Annotated in this window: 16 protein-coding genes; 8 read left to right on the top strand and 8 right to left on the bottom strand. The window is 59.8% G+C overall.

Annotated elements, in window-relative coordinates:
• Positions 1–64 precede the first annotated feature (64 nt).
• The gene (gene argC / locus AC0J41_RS23585) at positions 65–1,099 is read right to left on the bottom strand and encodes an N-acetyl-gamma-glutamyl-phosphate reductase (protein ID WP_064589472.1); all 1,035 of its coding nucleotides are present in this window, start codon (positions 1,097–1,099) and stop codon (positions 65–67) included.
• 135 nt (positions 1,100–1,234) lie between these two features.
• Between argC and hemJ the strand changes: the two genes are divergently transcribed.
• From hemJ to coq7, 6 genes are all read left to right on the top strand, one after another.
• The gene (hemJ, locus tag AC0J41_RS23590) at positions 1,235–1,663 is read left to right on the top strand and encodes a protoporphyrinogen oxidase HemJ (RefSeq protein WP_025113540.1); all 429 of its coding nucleotides are present in this window, start codon (positions 1,235–1,237) and stop codon (positions 1,661–1,663) included.
• Positions 1,664–1,696: 33 nt separating this feature from the next.
• Positions 1,697–2,665: an NAD(P)H-dependent flavin oxidoreductase gene (locus AC0J41_RS23595; RefSeq protein WP_473013725.1), complete on the top strand. Its 969-nt coding sequence runs from the start codon at positions 1,697–1,699 to the stop codon at positions 2,663–2,665.
• A gap of 77 nt (positions 2,666–2,742) precedes the next feature.
• On the top strand, positions 2,743–3,693 hold the full coding sequence (locus tag AC0J41_RS23600) for a DUF805 domain-containing protein (RefSeq protein WP_473013726.1): 951 nt from the start codon (positions 2,743–2,745) through the stop codon (positions 3,691–3,693).
• Positions 3,694–3,754: 61 nt separating this feature from the next.
• Positions 3,755–4,543, top strand: coding sequence for an SDR family NAD(P)-dependent oxidoreductase (locus tag AC0J41_RS23605; RefSeq protein ID WP_473013727.1), 789 nt, complete (start codon positions 3,755–3,757; stop codon positions 4,541–4,543).
• 80 nt (positions 4,544–4,623) lie between these two features.
• Positions 4,624–4,962, top strand: a complete 339-nt coding sequence (locus tag AC0J41_RS23610; RefSeq protein WP_003228789.1) for a histidine triad nucleotide-binding protein — start codon at positions 4,624–4,626, stop codon at positions 4,960–4,962.
• A 209-nt stretch (positions 4,963–5,171) separates the two neighbouring features.
• Positions 5,172–5,819 (top strand): 2-polyprenyl-3-methyl-6-methoxy-1,4-benzoquinone monooxygenase, encoded by a 648-nt coding sequence (gene coq7 / locus AC0J41_RS23615; RefSeq protein ID WP_025113536.1) that lies wholly within the window; start codon positions 5,172–5,174, stop codon positions 5,817–5,819.
• A gap of 97 nt (positions 5,820–5,916) precedes the next feature.
• Here the strand turns inward: coq7 and speD are convergent, their stop codons facing one another.
• Positions 5,917–6,711, bottom strand: coding sequence for an adenosylmethionine decarboxylase (speD, locus tag AC0J41_RS23620; protein WP_025113535.1), 795 nt, complete (start codon positions 6,709–6,711; stop codon positions 5,917–5,919).
• 237 nt (positions 6,712–6,948) lie between these two features.
• Complete coding sequence (locus AC0J41_RS23625) at positions 6,949–7,371, bottom strand: OsmC family protein (RefSeq protein ID WP_016772921.1); 423 nt, start codon at positions 7,369–7,371, stop codon at positions 6,949–6,951.
• Positions 7,372–7,610: 239 nt separating this feature from the next.
• On the opposite strand from AC0J41_RS23625, the gene crp reads away from it, so the two are divergent.
• Positions 7,611–8,255: a cAMP-activated global transcriptional regulator CRP gene (gene crp / locus AC0J41_RS23630; RefSeq protein ID WP_003228797.1), complete on the top strand. Its 645-nt coding sequence runs from the start codon at positions 7,611–7,613 to the stop codon at positions 8,253–8,255.
• Between the two features lie 10 nt (positions 8,256–8,265).
• Here the strand turns inward: crp and AC0J41_RS23635 are convergent, their stop codons facing one another.
• From AC0J41_RS23635 to AC0J41_RS23650, 4 genes are all read right to left on the bottom strand, one after another.
• Positions 8,266–8,964, bottom strand: coding sequence for a lipoate--protein ligase family protein (locus tag AC0J41_RS23635; protein WP_473013728.1), 699 nt, complete (start codon positions 8,962–8,964; stop codon positions 8,266–8,268).
• Between the two features lie 135 nt (positions 8,965–9,099).
• Positions 9,100–9,936 carry an indole-3-glycerol phosphate synthase TrpC gene (gene trpC, locus AC0J41_RS23640; RefSeq protein WP_025113533.1) on the bottom strand — a complete coding sequence of 279 codons (837 nt, stop codon included), beginning with the start codon at positions 9,934–9,936 and terminating at the stop codon, positions 9,100–9,102.
• On the bottom strand, positions 9,933–10,982 hold the full coding sequence (gene trpD, locus AC0J41_RS23645) for an anthranilate phosphoribosyltransferase (RefSeq protein ID WP_025113532.1): 1,050 nt from the start codon (positions 10,980–10,982) through the stop codon (positions 9,933–9,935). The genes trpC and trpD overlap by 4 nt, the downstream gene beginning before the upstream one ends.
• An 8-nt stretch (positions 10,983–10,990) precedes the next feature.
• A complete protein-coding gene (locus AC0J41_RS23650; protein ID WP_025113531.1) occupies positions 10,991–11,584 on the bottom strand; it encodes an aminodeoxychorismate/anthranilate synthase component II in 594 nt (197 codons plus the stop codon).
• 408 nt (positions 11,585–11,992) lie between these two features.
• Between AC0J41_RS23650 and estP the strand changes: the two genes are divergently transcribed.
• Positions 11,993–13,903 carry an esterase EstP gene (gene estP / locus AC0J41_RS23655; RefSeq protein ID WP_473013729.1) on the top strand — a complete coding sequence of 637 codons (1,911 nt, stop codon included), beginning with the start codon at positions 11,993–11,995 and terminating at the stop codon, positions 13,901–13,903.
• A 175-nt stretch (positions 13,904–14,078) separates the two neighbouring features.
• Here the strand turns inward: estP and trpE are convergent, their stop codons facing one another.
• Positions 14,079–15,560, bottom strand: a complete 1,482-nt coding sequence (trpE, locus tag AC0J41_RS23660) for an anthranilate synthase component I (protein ID WP_473013730.1) — start codon at positions 15,558–15,560, stop codon at positions 14,079–14,081.
• Positions 15,561–15,586 lie beyond the last annotated feature (26 nt).

Raw genomic sequence — 15,586 nt, forward strand, 5'->3', positions numbered from 1 at the left:
GACCAACTGCCCAAAATGCAAAAAGGCCCGTTTAACGGGCCTTTTTGCTGTGTTGCCGAAAGTGTTACGGCAGCATACCGGCGTGGGAAAGGCCGAAGCGCTCATCCAGGCCAAACAGGATGTTCATGTTCTGCACTGCCTGACCCGACGCACCTTTGACCAGGTTGTCGATCACCGACAGCACCACCACCAGGTCGCCATCCTGCGGACGGTGAACCGCGATGCGGCAGACGTTGGCGCCACGCACGCTACGGGTTTCCGGATGGCTGCCGGCCGGCATCACATCGACGAACGGCTCGTTGGCATAACGCTTTTCAAACAGCGCCTGCAGATCCACCGAACGATCGACCACGGTCGCGTAGAGCGTGGAGTGAATGCCACGGATCATCGGCGTCAGGTGCGGCACGAAGGTCAGACCGACGTCTTTACCGGCGGCGCGGCGCAGGCCCTGACGAATTTCCGGCAGGTGACGGTGACCTTTCACCGCGTAAGCCTTCATGCTTTCCGACGTCTCGGAGTACAGCGAACCTACCGCCGCGCCACGACCGGCGCCGCTGACACCGGATTTGCAGTCGGCGATCAGGCGCGAAGTATCGGCCAGACCCGCCTCAAGCAGTGGCAGGAAACCCAGCTGAGTAGCGGTTGGATAGCAACCCGGAACGGCGATCAGGCGCGCCTTCTTGATCTGCTCGCGATTGACTTCCGGCAGCCCGTAGACCGCTTCGTCCAGCAGCGCCGGCGCGCCGTGCGGCTGGCCGTACCACTTGGCCCACTCTTCAGCGTCCTGCAGACGGAAGTCGGCCGACAGGTCGATGACCTTGGTACCCGCTGCCAGCAATTCACCGGCCAACGCATGGGCGACACCGTGCGGGGTAGCGAAGAACACCACGTCGCAAGCGCCAAGGGTCTTGATGTCCGGCACGCTGAACGCGAGGCCATCGTAGTGGCCGCGCAGGTTCGGATACATGTCAGCCACAGCCAGACCGGCCTCGGATCGGGAAGTGATCACTACCACTTCTGCCTGCGGATGCTGTGCCAACAGACGCAGCAGTTCGACACCGGTGTAACCCGTGCCGCCGACGATACCGACCTTGACCATAAACCTGCCCTCAACGAACCCACTGGAAAGGCGTCGATAATAGGGGCCGCGCGCGCCTGCGACAACCGTCAAGGTGACGTGCGGACGCTCAAGCCTCTACTATCCCGGCTACCGTGAACCTGGGAATAACCAAAAATGCTCTATCTATGGATCAAAGCGTTTCATATCGTCAGCATCGTGTGCTGGTTTGCCGGGCTGTTCTACCTGCCGCGGCTGTTCGTTTATCACGCGCAAAGCGAAGACGCGATCAGCAAGGAACGCTTCAGTACCATGGAGCGCAAGCTGTATCGCGGCATCATGGGCCCGGCAATGATCGCCACGCTGATCTTCGGCGGCTGGCTGATCTACCTCAATCCAGGCATCTTCAGCATGGGCGGCTGGATTCACGCCAAGCTGACCCTGGTGGTGTTGCTGATCGGTTATCACCACATGTGCGGCGCGCAGGTAAAACGTTTCGCGCGTGGCGAGAACACCCGCAGCCATGTCTTTTATCGCTGGTTCAATGAAGTGCCGGTTCTGATATTGCTGGCTATCGTAATTCTGGTCGTGGTCAAGCCGTTCTAACTTCAACAGGCACCACACTTCGGGGGATTTCCAATGTCGCTGCCCGCTCTACTCGAACAACGTCTGCGTCTGCCCGTCGTGGCGGCGCCGATGTTCCTGATTTCCAACCCGCAGCTGGTGCTCGCCTGCTGCCGTAACGGCGTGGTCGGCAGCTTTCCGGCCCTGAACCAGCGCGAAAGCAGTGGTTTCAAAGCCTGGCTGGAACAGATCGAAGCGGGACTGGCGACGCTGGATAACCCCGCGCCGTATGCAGTAAACCTGATCGTGCACAACAGCAACCCGCGCCTGCAGGCGGACCTGAACATCTGCGTCGAGCACAAGGTGCCGATTGTCATCACCAGCCTCGGTGCGGTGAAGGAACTGGTCGACGCCGTTCACAGCTATGGCGGTCTGGTGTTCCACGACGTAACCACCCGCCGCCATGCCGAGAAAGCGGCCGAGGCCGGGGTCGATGGCTTGATCGCCGTAGCGGCGGGCGCCGGTGGCCATGCCGGCACCTGGAGCCCGTTTGCACTGATCGCCGAGATCCGCGAGTTCTTCGATAAAACCCTGCTGCTTGCAGGATGTCTTAACCACGGCCATGAGATTCTTGCCGCGCAGCTGCTAGGCGCGGATCTGGCCTACTTCGGCACGCGATTTATCGGCACCACCGAAAGCCATGCGCCTGACGCTTACAAGCAGATGCTGCTGACAGCCAAGGCAGCGGACATCATTCATACTCCTGCGGTCTCTGGGGTGCCGGCCAGCTTCATGCGCCAAAGCCTGCAAGCGGCAGGTTTCGACATGGCCGCGCTGCAAGGCGCGGGCGAGGTCAATTTCGGCGACAAGCTCAAACCGATCAACGATGAAGCCAAGGCCTGGAAGACCGTGTGGTCCGCCGGCCAGGGCGTGGGGCAAATCGACGACTTGCCGAGTGTGGATCAGTTGATCGCCCGACTCGATGCGGAATATCGTCAGGCACTGGAACGCGCAGCGCAGTTGTCGAAACACTGGCCGCGCTGAGAAAAACCAGGCCAGTCGCCAACCGACTGGCCTTACAATCCGACCTTCAATTCATTCGCGACAAGGATGCCTCGGCCATGAGCGAACCCCGTTACAAGATCGTTTTCGACGGTGCTCTACAGCCCGGTGTCGATCTCACCACTGCCAAGCTCAATCTGGCGGCCCTGTTCAAAAGCGATGTCGCCGGCGTCGAGCGTCTGTTCAACGGCAATACCATCGCCCTCAAACACGATCTGTCCCACAGTGACGCCCAGACCTATCTGCAGGCACTGAGCAAGACCGGGATCGACGCGCGGATCGAAGCCGAAACCGCAATTGAGCTGAACCTGGCGGACGTGCACGAACACCCGACCACCTCTGCAGAACCGGACTCCCCCTACGCACCACCGCGCGCCAACGTTGGCGAGCACCTGCCGGCATTCGCTACGCTCAAGCCATTCAGTGTCGAAGGACGTATCGGTCGCCTGCGCTTCCTCGCCTGGACGATGGTGTTGAGCCTGGTGACCCTGCCGATCGTTGGCGTGTTCGCACTGATCGGTCTCGGCCTGGTCAGCGGCGACTCCACCACAGGCCTGATCATCGGCGGGATTTTTGCGTTCTTCCTATTCCTCGGCTTCATCATTGTCAGCATCCTGTTCAGCGTGCAGCGCCTGCACGATATCGGCTGGTCCGGATGGCTGTGGTTGCTGAACCTCGTGCCCTTGGTGGGCAGCTTCTTCCCGCTGGTAATCATGGTCGTGCCGGGCAACACCGGCGCCAACCGCTATGGCCCGCCACCGCCACCCAACAGCACCGCGGTCAAGGTCCTGTGCTCGCTGTGGATCGTGTTCTTCGCACTGGTATTTGCCGGCGGCATGCTGGGCGGCATCTCGGCCATTCAGCAGGAATATGAGACCAACCTTGAGAGCAGCTATGAAAGCGGTTCGGTCACCACCGATGAAGTCGAGGTAGAGACCGCACCCGCGGCGAATTCGGTGGATGATGCAGCCGAAGCGGCTCCGGCCCCTGTAGACTCTGCGAAAGAATGAACAACGCTCCCCGCCGTGACACCTGCGTCGCTGGCGCGGAGCTGTTGCGATGGAGAATTGCATGACCCGTTACGCTCTGATCACTGGCGCCTCCAGCGGCATCGGCCTGGCCATGGCCGAAGCCCTGGCCCGGCGCGGCCGCTGCCTGATTCTGGTGGCCCGACAGCGTGATCAGCTGGAAAGTATCGCAATCGAACTGACCCAGCGCTTTGGCGTGGAGGTCTTGTTCCGTGCCTGCGACCTCGGCGAGCCTTTGCGCCTGTCCGGCTTCCTGCTGGAACTGGAAGAAGGCGATCGACAGATCGATCTGTTGGTCAACTGCGCCGGCATCGGCACCTGCGGCCCGTTTCTGGCTCAGGACTGGATGACCGAGCAGGACCTGATCGAAGTGAACATCCTCGCCCTCACCCGCCTGTGCCATGCCATTGGCAACAGCATGGCACTGCAGGGCGGCGGGCAGATTCTGAATGTTGCCTCGGTGGCGGCGTTCAATCCCGGCCCGTGGATGAGCACCTACTACGCCAGCAAGGCTTACGTATTGCACTTCTCCGAAGCCCTGCGAGTTGAGCTCAAACAGAGCGCGGTCAAGGTGTCGGTGCTCTGCCCCGGCCCGACCCGCACTGCGTTTTTCCGCACCGCGCAACTCAACAGCGACAAACTCAAGGACAGCAAGCTATTGATGAGTCCCGAGGAAGTCGCGCTCTACACCGTGCGCGCGCTGGAGAAAAACCGCGCAATCATCATTCCTGGACGGCGCAACCGCTGGTTCGCCTTCCTGCCGCGCCTCGGATCGCGCTGGCTCAACCGCACCATCGTCGGCATGGTCAACAAGGCTTACTGCCCGCGCTGAACTGTCCTACGGCAAAACACTGGGCGGGGTCATTTCCCATGAGTACACTCAGGCCAGCCCACACAACGGAGAAAACAGCAGTGGATACTCTGTTCACCAAGATCATCAACCGGGAGATCCCGGCCAAGATCATCTACGAGGACGACCAGGTTCTGGCGTTCCACGACATCGCCCCACAGGCACCCGTGCATTTTCTGGTGATCCCGAAGAAACCGGTGCGCACCCTCAATGACCTGACAGAAGACGACAAGGCACTGGCCGGGCACATCCTGTTCACTGCCCAGCGCCTGGCGCTGGAACTGGGCTGCGAGGAAGGTTTCCGGGTGGTGATGAACTGCAATGAAAAAGGTGGGCAGACCGTCTATCACATTCATATGCACGTACTGGGTCAGCGCCAGATGAACTGGCCACCGGGCTGATTCAGCGGAAATCCTGTGGGAGCGGGCTTGCTCGCGAAGCGGATTGTCTGGCAATGAGATTTTGAATGTGCCGGCGTCTTCGCGAGCAAGCCCGCTCCCACCCAGAGCATGAACGCACGCCCCCTATACCGTGCGGCAAATGACCCAGCGCAAACCTTCCCCGGCCGATTCGGTTAAACTGGCGGTCGAGATTTTTCCCGGAGGTCAGCATGACTACCCAACGTCACTACTCGCCGATTGACCGTCTTCTGCTGCAAGCCGATGCCGCGATGCGCACCCTGCTGCCCTTCAGCGGCCAGCCTTACCGTCCGTCGCCCGCTATCGTGCAGCCTGAAGTGCAGATGAGCGACGAGAACACCCGTCACGTTGCCGGCCTGATGCGCATCAACCATACCGGTGAAGTCTGTGCCCAAGCGCTGTACCAAGGGCAGGCGCTGACCGCCAAGTTGCCGCAGGTGCGTGCAGCCATGGAGCACGCTGCCGAAGAAGAAATCGATCATCTGGTGTGGTGCGAGCAGCGCATTCATCAGCTAGGCAGCCACACCAGCGTGCTCAATCCGCTGTTCTACGGCATGTCGTTCGGCATTGGCGCTGTGGCCGGCTTGATCAGCGACAAGGTCAGCCTCGGTTTCGTCGCGGCCACCGAGCATCAGGTGTGCAAGCACTTGAACGAACACCTTGAGCAATTGCCGGCCGAGGACGAGAAGTCCCGGGCGATTCTGCAGCAGATGCGCATCGATGAAGAACATCATGCGGAGAGTGCACTGGATGCCGGTGGTTTCCGTTTTCCGGCGCCGGTGAAATTCGGGATGAGTCTGTTGGCCAAGGTCATGACCAAGAGCACCTACAGGATCTGACTTTGGCGCTGTCTGGCGCAGCCCCTACAGGTTCTGCATTTCGGCAATAAAAAAGGCGACTACCGCAAAGTAGTCGCCTTTTTTGTGCTTTGAAATCTTACGCCGGCATATTGCGTGCGTAGAAGATTTCGAGCATTTCGTGCTTCACCCGCTCGGTCACCTGAGCGCGTTGCTCAGGGGACAGATTGCTGGTGGCGTCGCCGAACAGGTAGTTATCCAGTTCGAAGTTCTTCAGCAGCATTTTGGTGTGAAACAGGTTTTCCTGGTACACGTTCACGTCGGTCATCTGGTACGCGTCGCGGGTGTCTTCGGAAAGGTAGTTCTGGATCGAGTTGATCTCGTGGTCGATGAAGTGCTTGTTGCCTTCAACGTCACGGGTGAAGCCGCGCACACGGTAATCCACGGTCACGATGTCCGAATCGAACTGGTGAATGAGGAAGTTGAGCGCTTTAAGCGGTGAAATGACACCACAGGTCGACACGTCGATGTCCACACGGAAAGTCGCAATACCGGCGTCCGGATGGATTTCCGGGTAGGTATGCACCGTGATGTGGCTCTTGTCGAGGTGGGCAAGGATGATTTCGGGCAATGGACCCGGGGACTCTTCGATCTGGCTGTCAGTCGGGGTCACCGGCTCTTCCGAGATCAGAATCGTGACGCTGGCACCCTGAGGCTCATAATTCTGACTGGCAATGTTCAGAATGTTGGCACCAATGATTTCGACAACTTCCGTGAGGATCTGCGTCAGGCGTTCGGCGTTGTACTCTTGATTGATGTACTCGACGTAAGCCTGCTGGTCTTGCGGGGTTTCCGCGTAGCAGATGTCATAGATGTTGAAGCTCAAGGTCTTTGTCAGGTTATTGAACCCGTGGAGCTTGAGTTTGCTTTTCACCGTTAAAAACTCTCTATGTATGCGGCGCAGCCGCGTGATCAAGCATGCCCGTCAAGTGCGAACAACGCACCTGCGTAGGACGGTTAACACCTCTTCGCGATGGCGATTTTGGTTATCTGTTCAGGCGGATGACCCGTCGACTGACCGATCACTGCCCTGAAAAAAGTGGCGCATTATGCAGACGTCAGCGAGGGATCGCCAGAGTCTGCACTGCTTTTATGATAGTTGAATGTCGGTTCAACCGAGTTCGACGATTTCATAATCGTGAGTGATCGCCACACCGGCCGCGCCGAGCATGATCGAGGCCGAGCAATACTTCTCGGCAGACAGTTCGATGGCGCGTTTGACCTGGGCTTCTTTCAGGCCACGGCCCTTGACCACAAAGTGCATGTGGATCTTGGTAAACACCTTCGGATCTTCGGTCGCACGCTCGGCGTCGAGGAACGCTTCGCAGCTTTCAACCGCCTGACGCGACTTCTTCAGGATGCTGACCACGTCGAAGTTGCTGCAACCGCCAACGCCCAGCAGGAGCATTTCCATCGGGCGAACACCCAGATTACGACCACCGGCGTCCGGCGGACCGTCCATGACCACGACATGACCGCTACCGGATTCGCCGAGGAACATGGCTTCGCCAGCCCATTGGATGCGTGCCTTCATCGCCAAGACTCCACTGTAGAAAAAAGGGTCGCCAGCTTAGCACAGGCCTTTGCTTTGACAGCGCACGCGGCTCTTAGGACGGAGCCCTTTGCAACGTAGGTAATTTCTCGAATTTTCGACGAAGTGTCTGGTAAGCTGGCGCCAATTCGCTGGCGCCAATTGTCAGCCTGTGTAGCGACCGCCTTCAGCGCCTCATAAAAAAATCAAACATCACCGTGCAGTCTTTTCGGGATACAACCATGGTTGCTATTACCCCCACACCCAAAATCAAGAACCTCGACAAGCTGTTGATGCATTGCCAGCGCCGTCGCCATGCGGCCAAGAGCAACATCATCTGTGCCGGCGATCGCTCGGACACGCTGTACTTCATCATCAAGGGTTCGGTAACCATCCTGATCGAGGATGACGACGGTCGCGAAATGATCATCGCCTATCTCAATGCCGGGGACTTCTTCGGTGAGCTGGGCCTGTTCGAACAAGCCGGCCAGGAGCAGGAACGCAGTGCCTGGGTGCGGGCCAAGGTCGAATGCGAAATCGCTGAAATCAGCTACGTGAAGTTCCGCGAATTGTCGCAGCAGGATCCCGACATTCTTTACGTCCTCAGCGGACAAATCGCACAACGCCTGCGCAATACCACGCGCAAGGTCGGCGACCTGGCATTTTTTGACGTTACCGGTCGCGTGGCTCGCTGCCTGCTGGAACTGTGCAAACAACCCGACGCGATGACCCACCCGGACGGCATGCAGATCAAGGTGACCCGTCAGGAGATAGGGCGGATTGTCGGTTGTTCGCGGGAGATGGTCGGTCGCGTGCTCAAGGATCTTGAAGAACGCAACCTGGTCGACGTGAAAGGCAAGACCATGGTGGTCTTCGGTACGCGCTAAGCGCGTAACGTCAGGCGCTGTAGACCTGCGCCAACATCAAACCGAACAGCTCATCAAGACGCGCCAATGCATTTGGCGCGGCGAACTTCTCGTGCAGGGCAATGTGGCTTTCAGCCCGTACTCGCTGCGCCAGACCACAGGCCTGATTGAAGCGATTGACCGCCGCGACCATCGACTCACGCTCGTTATCTATGAGCATTGCCCCATGCACCAGCCCCACCGGGCGTTGACCACCCTGACTCTGGCGCCAGCGCTGGGCCGTGCCGACCATCTTGCGCCCATCGAGATTGACGTTGAAACGACCGTCGCAGAACGCACCGTCGATTTCACCCAGCGACGACGTGCCGCCCAACTCATCGAGCAATTCGCAGATCGGATCACACAGGCGCCGGTAGCCGGTTTCGATGCGGTTCAGATCGCCTTCGCTACGTGGCGGGGCATAGACCAAAGCGATGTTGATGGTTGAAGCCGATTGCGGGACCGGTTCACCGCCAGTTTCACGCAGCAGCACCGGCCAGCCGGCAGCGGCGGAGATGTCGCAGGCATGCTCGAAACCGGGCAGGCGATTGAGACGGCGCGGCATGACCAGTGCGCGATCGCTGGGTTGCCAGAACAGCAGGCCGAACTCGGCGTCGCCGGCGCAGACCGAGGCCAGCAAATCCTGTTCGGCTTGCAGGCCGGCTTCGATGGTCAAGGAAGCTGGAGTCATAAAGAAGTCCGTTAGACGATCAGTCTGTGGTGAATCTTATGGCCTCTTCGCGAGCAAGCCCGCTCCCACATCGGGAATACGTTCCTACTGTGGGAGCGAGCCTGCTCGCGAAGGGGTCGACTCGGTCTGACTGATTCAGTCGAGGGTCGAACCGCTGACCGGCACACCACGCTCCGGGAAGAACAGGCGCTGCAGCTCGGTGCCCGGGCTTTCGGCACGCATGAACGCCTCACCCACCAGGAACGCGTAAACGTCGCTGATTTCCATCAGTTCGACATCGGCGCGGTTGAGGATGCCGCTCTCGGTGATCACCAGACGATCGCGTGGAATGCGCGGCAGCAGGTCGAGGGTGGTTTCCAGGCTGACGTCGAAGGTGTGCAGGTTACGGTTGTTGACCCCGACCAGTGGCGTGTCGAGGGTTTTCAGCGCGCGCTCCAGCTCATCGCCGTCGTGCACTTCCACCAGCACGTCGAGACCGACGCCTTTGGCGACCGAAGCCAGCTCGGCCATTTTCACGTCATCCAGCGCGGAGACGATCAACAGCACGCAGTCGGCGCCCAGCGCACGGGCTTCGACGATCTGGTAGGGATCGATCATGAAGTCTTTGCGGATCACCGGCAATTTGCACGCAGCGCGGGCCTGTTGCAGGTAGATGTCAGCGCCCTGGAAGTAATCGATATCGGTCAGCACCGACAGGCAGGTCGCCCCGCCCTTCTCGTAGCTCCTGGCGATGTCGGCGGGCACGAAGTTCTCGCGGATCACACCTTTGCTCGGCGAAGCCTTCTTGATTTCAGCGATCACCGCCGGTTGTTTCTTCTTGGCCTGCGCCAGCAATGCCTGGGCAAAACCACGGGGTGCATCGGCCGCCTTGGCCAGACTTTCCAGCTCGCTCAGGCTGACGCGAGCGCTACGCTCGGCGACTTCCTGGACTTTACGCGCCAGAATGTTTTCCAGAACCGTCGGTACACTCATCCCTCATTCTCCACTTTGAATACCGCGGTAAAGGCACCCAGCTCCTCAAGTTTTTCCCGAGCCAGACCGGTGTGCAGAGCGTCGTGCGCAAGCGCCACGCCTTCTTTCAGACTCGTGGCCAGGTCGGCGGCGTACAACGCGGCACCGGCATTGAGCACAATCATTTCAGCAGCTTTCTGGCCGTTTTCGGTTTTGCGCTTGCCCAGTGCATCACGGATCAGCGCCAGCGACGCTTCCGGACCTTCGACCGACAGGCCGTGCAGGCTCTGGCTCTTCATGCCCAGATCTTCCGGCTCCACCCAATACTCAGTGATCTCGTTATTTTTCAGCTCGGCAACATAAGTCGGCGCGGCCAGGCTGAATTCGTCCAGACCGTCCTTGGAGTGCACCACCAGCACGTGTTTGCTGCCCAGGCGCTGCAAGACTTCGGCCAATGGCCGGCACAAGGCCTGGGTGAACACGCCCACCACCTGATGTTTTACACCGGCCGGATTCGTAAGCGGGCCGAGCATGTTGAACAGCGTACGCAGGCCGAGATCGCGGCGCGGGCCGGCGGCGTACTTCATGGCTTTGTGATGGGTCTGGGCAAACATGAAACCGATGCCGACGTTGTCGATGCAACGGGCGACCTGTACCGGCGTCAGGTTCAGGTAGATGCCGGCAGCTTCGAGCAAATCGGCGCTGCCGCTCTTGCCCGATACCGCGCGGTTGCCGTGCTTGGCCACGGTGCAACCGGCTGCTGCGACAACAAAGGAAGAAGCGGTCGACACGTTGAAGATGTTCGCGCCGTCACCGCCGGTCCCGACCACGTCGACCACTCCGTCAAGGGTCTTGAGTTCGACCTGATCGGCCAGTTCCCGCATCACCGACACCGCACCGACGATTTCGTCAATGCTCTCGCTCTTCATGCGCATGGCCATCATGAACGCGCCGATCTGCGCGTCGGTGCATTGGCCGGTCATGATTTCGCGCATCACATCGCGCATTTCTTCGGTGCTGAGGTCGAGGTGTTCGACGATACGGCTCAGGGCTGTCTTGATATTCATGGAAGTCCTTAGCGCGTGCCGCCGGTTTGTTTGAGGAAGTTGGCAAACAGTTCATGACCCTGCTCGGTCAGAATCGACTCGGGGTGGAACTGTACGCCCTCAATGTTCAGAGTCTTGTGACGCAGGCCCATGATCTCGTCGACGCTGCCGTCATCGTGCTGGGTCCACGCGGTCAGCTCCAGGCAATCAGGCAAAGTATCGTGCTTGACGATCAGCGAGTGGTAACGGGTAACCGTCAGCGGATGATTCAGGCCGGCAAAAACGCCCTTGTCCTCGTGGAATACCGGGCTAGTCTTACCGTGCATCACTTGGCGGGCACGCACCACATCGCCGCCGAAGGCCTGACCGATGGACTGGTGACCCAGGCACACACCGAGAATCGGCAGTTTGCCGGCGAAATGTTTGATGGCTTCGATGGAGATGCCGGCTTCGGTCGGGGTGCATGGACCGGGGGAAACCACGATGCGCTCCGGGTTGAGCGCTTCGATTTCAGCGATGGTCAGCTCGTCGTTGCGCACGACTTTGACTTCGGCACCCAGCTCGCCAAGGTATTGCACAACGTTGTAAGTAAAGGAGTCGTAGTTGTCGATCATCAGCAACATGGCGTTTCGAACCTCTTGAATTCTGACTTGAAGACAGCCTTCAGATGACTTGCCCGCAGGGCGCTGCACGATGTCGGACGCGGGAATGCGCGTCGGCACAGCGGGATATCAAACGGGCAAGGAAGGCAAAGCGATACAGATCCGGCGGGGCCGGCAGAAAAGATTCAGGCGCGCCAACGCCAGCGGGCGTGTGCCTTGATGACTTGATCCAGAAGTTTGCTGGTGATCAACACGGGGAAGGTCTCGTTCATACGTTCCAGCACAGTAACTTAGCTGGGCAGAGCGTGCAATATGGCGGGGCCGGCAGGGGGTCAAACTTTAGGAGGGTTCACGACCGATGGCAAAAGGCCGGAAGTTTTTGGTACTGTCGTTTCGTTCACCTACAACAATAAATAAACGGACTTGCTCATGATCAAACAGACGTTGTTTGTACCGCTCGCCGGATGCCTGCTCGCCATGGCATGTGCCCAGGCGTACGCAGCACCCGCTCCCTACTCCAACTTCATCGTCTTCGGCGACAGCCTGAACGATGCCGGGACTTTCAAGGACACTGGCGGCCCGGCCGGCGCCACACAGCGCTACACCAACCGCACTGGCCCGCTGTACAAGGATGGCACCGGCGAAAACCGTGACCTCAACGCCACCCAGATCATCGGCGGCAAACTGGGGTTCAGCCCGGATCAGACAGCGTCCTCGTCCTCTGCCGTGCGTGCCGGTGAGGGTCTGGCGGATGGCAATAACTGGGCAGTGGGTGGCTACCGCACTGACCAGATTCTCGACTCGATCACCACGCAATCGGCCACCGGCGAGCGCACCCGCAGCGGCTATCTGCCCTCGAACGGCCTGCGCGCCGATCCGAATGCCCTGTATTACCTGTCCGGTGGCGGTAACGACTTCCTTCAGGGCCGCGTGCTCAGTCTCGATCAGGCCAACGCGGCAGCCGATCGCCTGGCCGACAGCGTGCGTACGCTGCAAGGTGCCGGCGCCAAATACATCATGGTCTGGCTGCTGCCGGACATCGGCCTGACCCCGGCGATCAACGGCTCGCCACTGCAGGGTTTCACCTCGCAGCTCAGCGCCCAGTTCAACACTGAGCTGGTCAGCCAGTTGCAAGGCATCAGCGCCGAAATCATTCCGCTGAACATTCCGGTACTGCTCAAAGAGGCCTTTGCCAATCCGGCGCAATTCGGCCTCGCGACAGACCAGAACCTCACGGCCACCTGCTTCAGCGGTAACAGTTGCACGGAGAACGCCAAATACGGCATCAACAGCGCCACCCCGGATCCGACCAAACTGATCTACAACGACGCGGTGCACCCGACCGAAGCTGGCCAGCGGCTGATTGCCGATTACGCCTATTCGCTGCTGGCGGCACCGTGGGAACTGACCCTGCTGCCGGAAATGGCCCAGGGCTCGTTGCGCGCGCATCAAGATGAACTGCGCAACCAATGGCTGGCCGACTGGGAAAACTGGCAAGGCATCGGCCAATGGCGGGCGATTGTCGCCGGTGGCGGTCAACATCAAGATTTCGACGGCCAGCACAGCGCAGCCAGTGCCGACGGCAATGGCTATAACCTGAACATCGGCGGCAGCTATCGCGTCAACGAAGCCTGGCGTGTGGGCGTGGCGGCAGGTCTCTATCACCAGAAACTCGAAGCTGGCGATGCTGACTCGCAATACAAGCTCAACTCCTACATGGGCACCGCCTTCGCCCAGTATCAGCAAAACCGCTGGTGGGGCGACCTGGCAATGACCGCCGGCAAACTCGACTACGACAGCCTCAAGCGTAAATTCCAGCTGGGGGTGAACGAGCGCGGGGAAAAAGGCGACACCGACGGCTACGTGCTGGCGATCAGCGGCCGCATCGGCTACGACATCGCACAGCAGGCCAGCAGTCCGTGGCATCTGTCGCCGTTCGTCAGCGCCGATTTCGGCAAGACCGAAGTGGATGGTTACTCGGAAAAAGGCGCGGACTCGACGGCGCTGACCTTCGATGACCAGTCGCGCAACTCGCGGCGCCTGGGTCTGGGTATCCAGGGCAAGTACCAGATCACCGCGCAGACCGAGGTGTTCGGCGAGTTCGCTCACGAACGTGAGTACAACGATGATCGGCAGGACCTGACCATCAACCTCAACAGCCTGCCGAATAACCGTTTCACCCTGGAAGGCTACGAGCCGCAGACCAATCTGAATCGCCTGAACCTGGGCGTGAGCCACAAACTCACGCAGGACCTGGCCCTGCGCGCCAGCTACAACGTGCGCAAGGATGATGACTTCACCCAGCAGGGGGTCAACCTTGGAGTCAGTCTGGATTTCTGATCTGTAGGCATAAAAAACGCGGCGCCCTCACAGGCGCCGCGTTTTTTTATGCCTGACCACAACACAATGTGGGAGCGGGCTTGCTCGCGAAAGCGGTGTATCAGTCGACATCAATCTTGAATGTCAGTCCGCATTCGCGAGCAAGCCCGCTCCCACAGAGGAGGATTGTGTGCACTCAGCTTTCCGGGGTTTGCTCGGCCAGGGCAACGGCGCGGAACATCGCGCGGCGCTTGTTCAGGGTTTCTTCCCATTCCAGCGCCGGCACCGAGTCGGCAACAATGCCGCCACCGGCCTGCACGTGCAGTTCGCCGTTTTTGATCACCGCGGTACGAATCGCAATCGCGGTGTCCATGTTGCCGTTCCAGGCGAAGTAACCGACTGCGCCGCCATACACGCCACGCTTGACCGGTTCCAGTTCGTCGATGATTTCCATCGCGCGAATCTTCGGCGCGCCAGACAAGGTGCCCGCCGGCAGGATCGCCCGCAGTGCGTCCATTGCCGTCAACCCGGCCTTCAACTGGCCGGTGACGTTAGAGACGATGTGCATCACGTTGGAATAACGCTCGATGACCATTTTCTCGGTGAGCTTCACCGAGCCGATTTCCGAGACCCGCCCGGTGTCGTTACGACCGAGGTCGATCAGCATCAGGTGCTCGGCGATCTCCTTGTCGTCCGACAGCAGGTCCTCTTCCAGCGCCAGATCCGCTTCTTCGGTAGCACCCCGCGGACGCGTACCGGCAATCGGGCGCACGGTGATCAGGTTGTCTTCGACCCGCACCAGCACTTCCGGGGAACTGCCGACGACGTGGAAGTCGCCGAAGTTGAAGAAGTACATGTACGGCGTCGGGTTGAAGCAACGCAGAGCGCGGTAGAGATCAATCGGCGCTGCCTTGAAGTCGATCGACATGCGCTGCGACGGCACGACTTGCATGCAATCACCGGCAAGGATGTACTCCTTGATGGTGTCGACGGCTTTTTCGTAGTCGTCCTGAGTGAAACTGGAGCGAAATACCGGATCAGCCGCTTGCTGCTTGCTGAAGTCCAGGCCACGACGCGGGGTGATCGGCTGGCGCAGTTTTTCCAGCAGCGCCTGCAATTGCGCCTGGCCCTGTTCGTAAGCATCGGCGTGCGCCGGGTCGGCCAGGACGATGGCGTGCATCTTGCCGGCGAGGTTGTCGAAAACGACGACGGCATCGGACACCATCAGCAGAATGTCCGGCACACCCAGCGGATCCGGGTTCGGGCATTTGCCCAGACGCTTCTCGACATAGCGCACGCAGTCATAACCGAAGTAACCGACCAGACCACCGTTGAAACGCGGCAGACCGGCAACGGTCGGCACGTTATAGCGAGCCTTGAAGGCTTCGACGAAGGCCAACGGATCTTCAACGTCGTGACTTTCGGTCTCGACGCCATCAACGGTGATGCTCACGTGGTGGTCGTGAACCCGCAGCACGGTGCGGCACGGCAGGCCGATGATCGAGTAACGGCCCCATTTCTCACCACCCTGCACCGATTCGAGCAGGTAGGAGTTGGGCTGGTCGGCCAGTTTCAGGTAGATCGACAGCGGCGTGTCGAAGTCGGCCAGGGTTTCGCAGGCCAACGGAATGCGGTTGTAGCCGTCAGCGGCCAAGCGCAGGAATTCTTCGCGGATCATAAGGTGCCTCGTGGTGTGAGGTGCAA

It is taken from the genome of Pseudomonas sp. Arb-4-2C (assembly GCF_055755015.1).

Bases quoted from the DNA above. Each gene is read 5' to 3' on its own strand.
- argC (WP_064589472.1), bottom strand. From the start codon at position 1,099: ATGGTCAAGGTCGGTATCGTCGGCGGCACGGGTTACACCGGTGTCGAA.
- hemJ (WP_025113540.1), top strand. From the start codon at position 1,235: ATGCTCTATCTATGGATCAAAGCGTTTCATATCGTCAGCATCGTGTGC.
- AC0J41_RS23595 (WP_473013725.1), top strand. From the start codon at position 1,697: ATGTCGCTGCCCGCTCTACTCGAACAACGTCTGCGTCTGCCCGTCGTG.
- AC0J41_RS23600 (WP_473013726.1), top strand. From the start codon at position 2,743: ATGAGCGAACCCCGTTACAAGATCGTTTTCGACGGTGCTCTACAGCCC.
- AC0J41_RS23605 (WP_473013727.1), top strand. From the start codon at position 3,755: ATGACCCGTTACGCTCTGATCACTGGCGCCTCCAGCGGCATCGGCCTG.
- coq7 (WP_025113536.1), top strand. From the start codon at position 5,172: ATGACTACCCAACGTCACTACTCGCCGATTGACCGTCTTCTGCTGCAA.
- AC0J41_RS23625 (WP_016772921.1), bottom strand. From the start codon at position 7,371: ATGAAGGCACGCATCCAATGGGCTGGCGAAGCCATGTTCCTCGGCGAA.
- crp (WP_003228797.1), top strand. From the start codon at position 7,611: ATGGTTGCTATTACCCCCACACCCAAAATCAAGAACCTCGACAAGCTG.
- AC0J41_RS23635 (WP_473013728.1), bottom strand. From the start codon at position 8,964: ATGACTCCAGCTTCCTTGACCATCGAAGCCGGCCTGCAAGCCGAACAG.
- trpC (WP_025113533.1), bottom strand. From the start codon at position 9,936: ATGAGTGTACCGACGGTTCTGGAAAACATTCTGGCGCGTAAAGTCCAG.
- trpD (WP_025113532.1), bottom strand. From the start codon at position 10,982: ATGAATATCAAGACAGCCCTGAGCCGTATCGTCGAACACCTCGACCTC.
- AC0J41_RS23650 (WP_025113531.1), bottom strand. From the start codon at position 11,584: ATGTTGCTGATGATCGACAACTACGACTCCTTTACTTACAACGTTGTG.
- estP (WP_473013729.1), top strand. From the start codon at position 11,993: ATGATCAAACAGACGTTGTTTGTACCGCTCGCCGGATGCCTGCTCGCC.
- trpE (WP_473013730.1), bottom strand. From the start codon at position 15,560: ATGATCCGCGAAGAATTCCTGCGCTTGGCCGCTGACGGCTACAACCGC.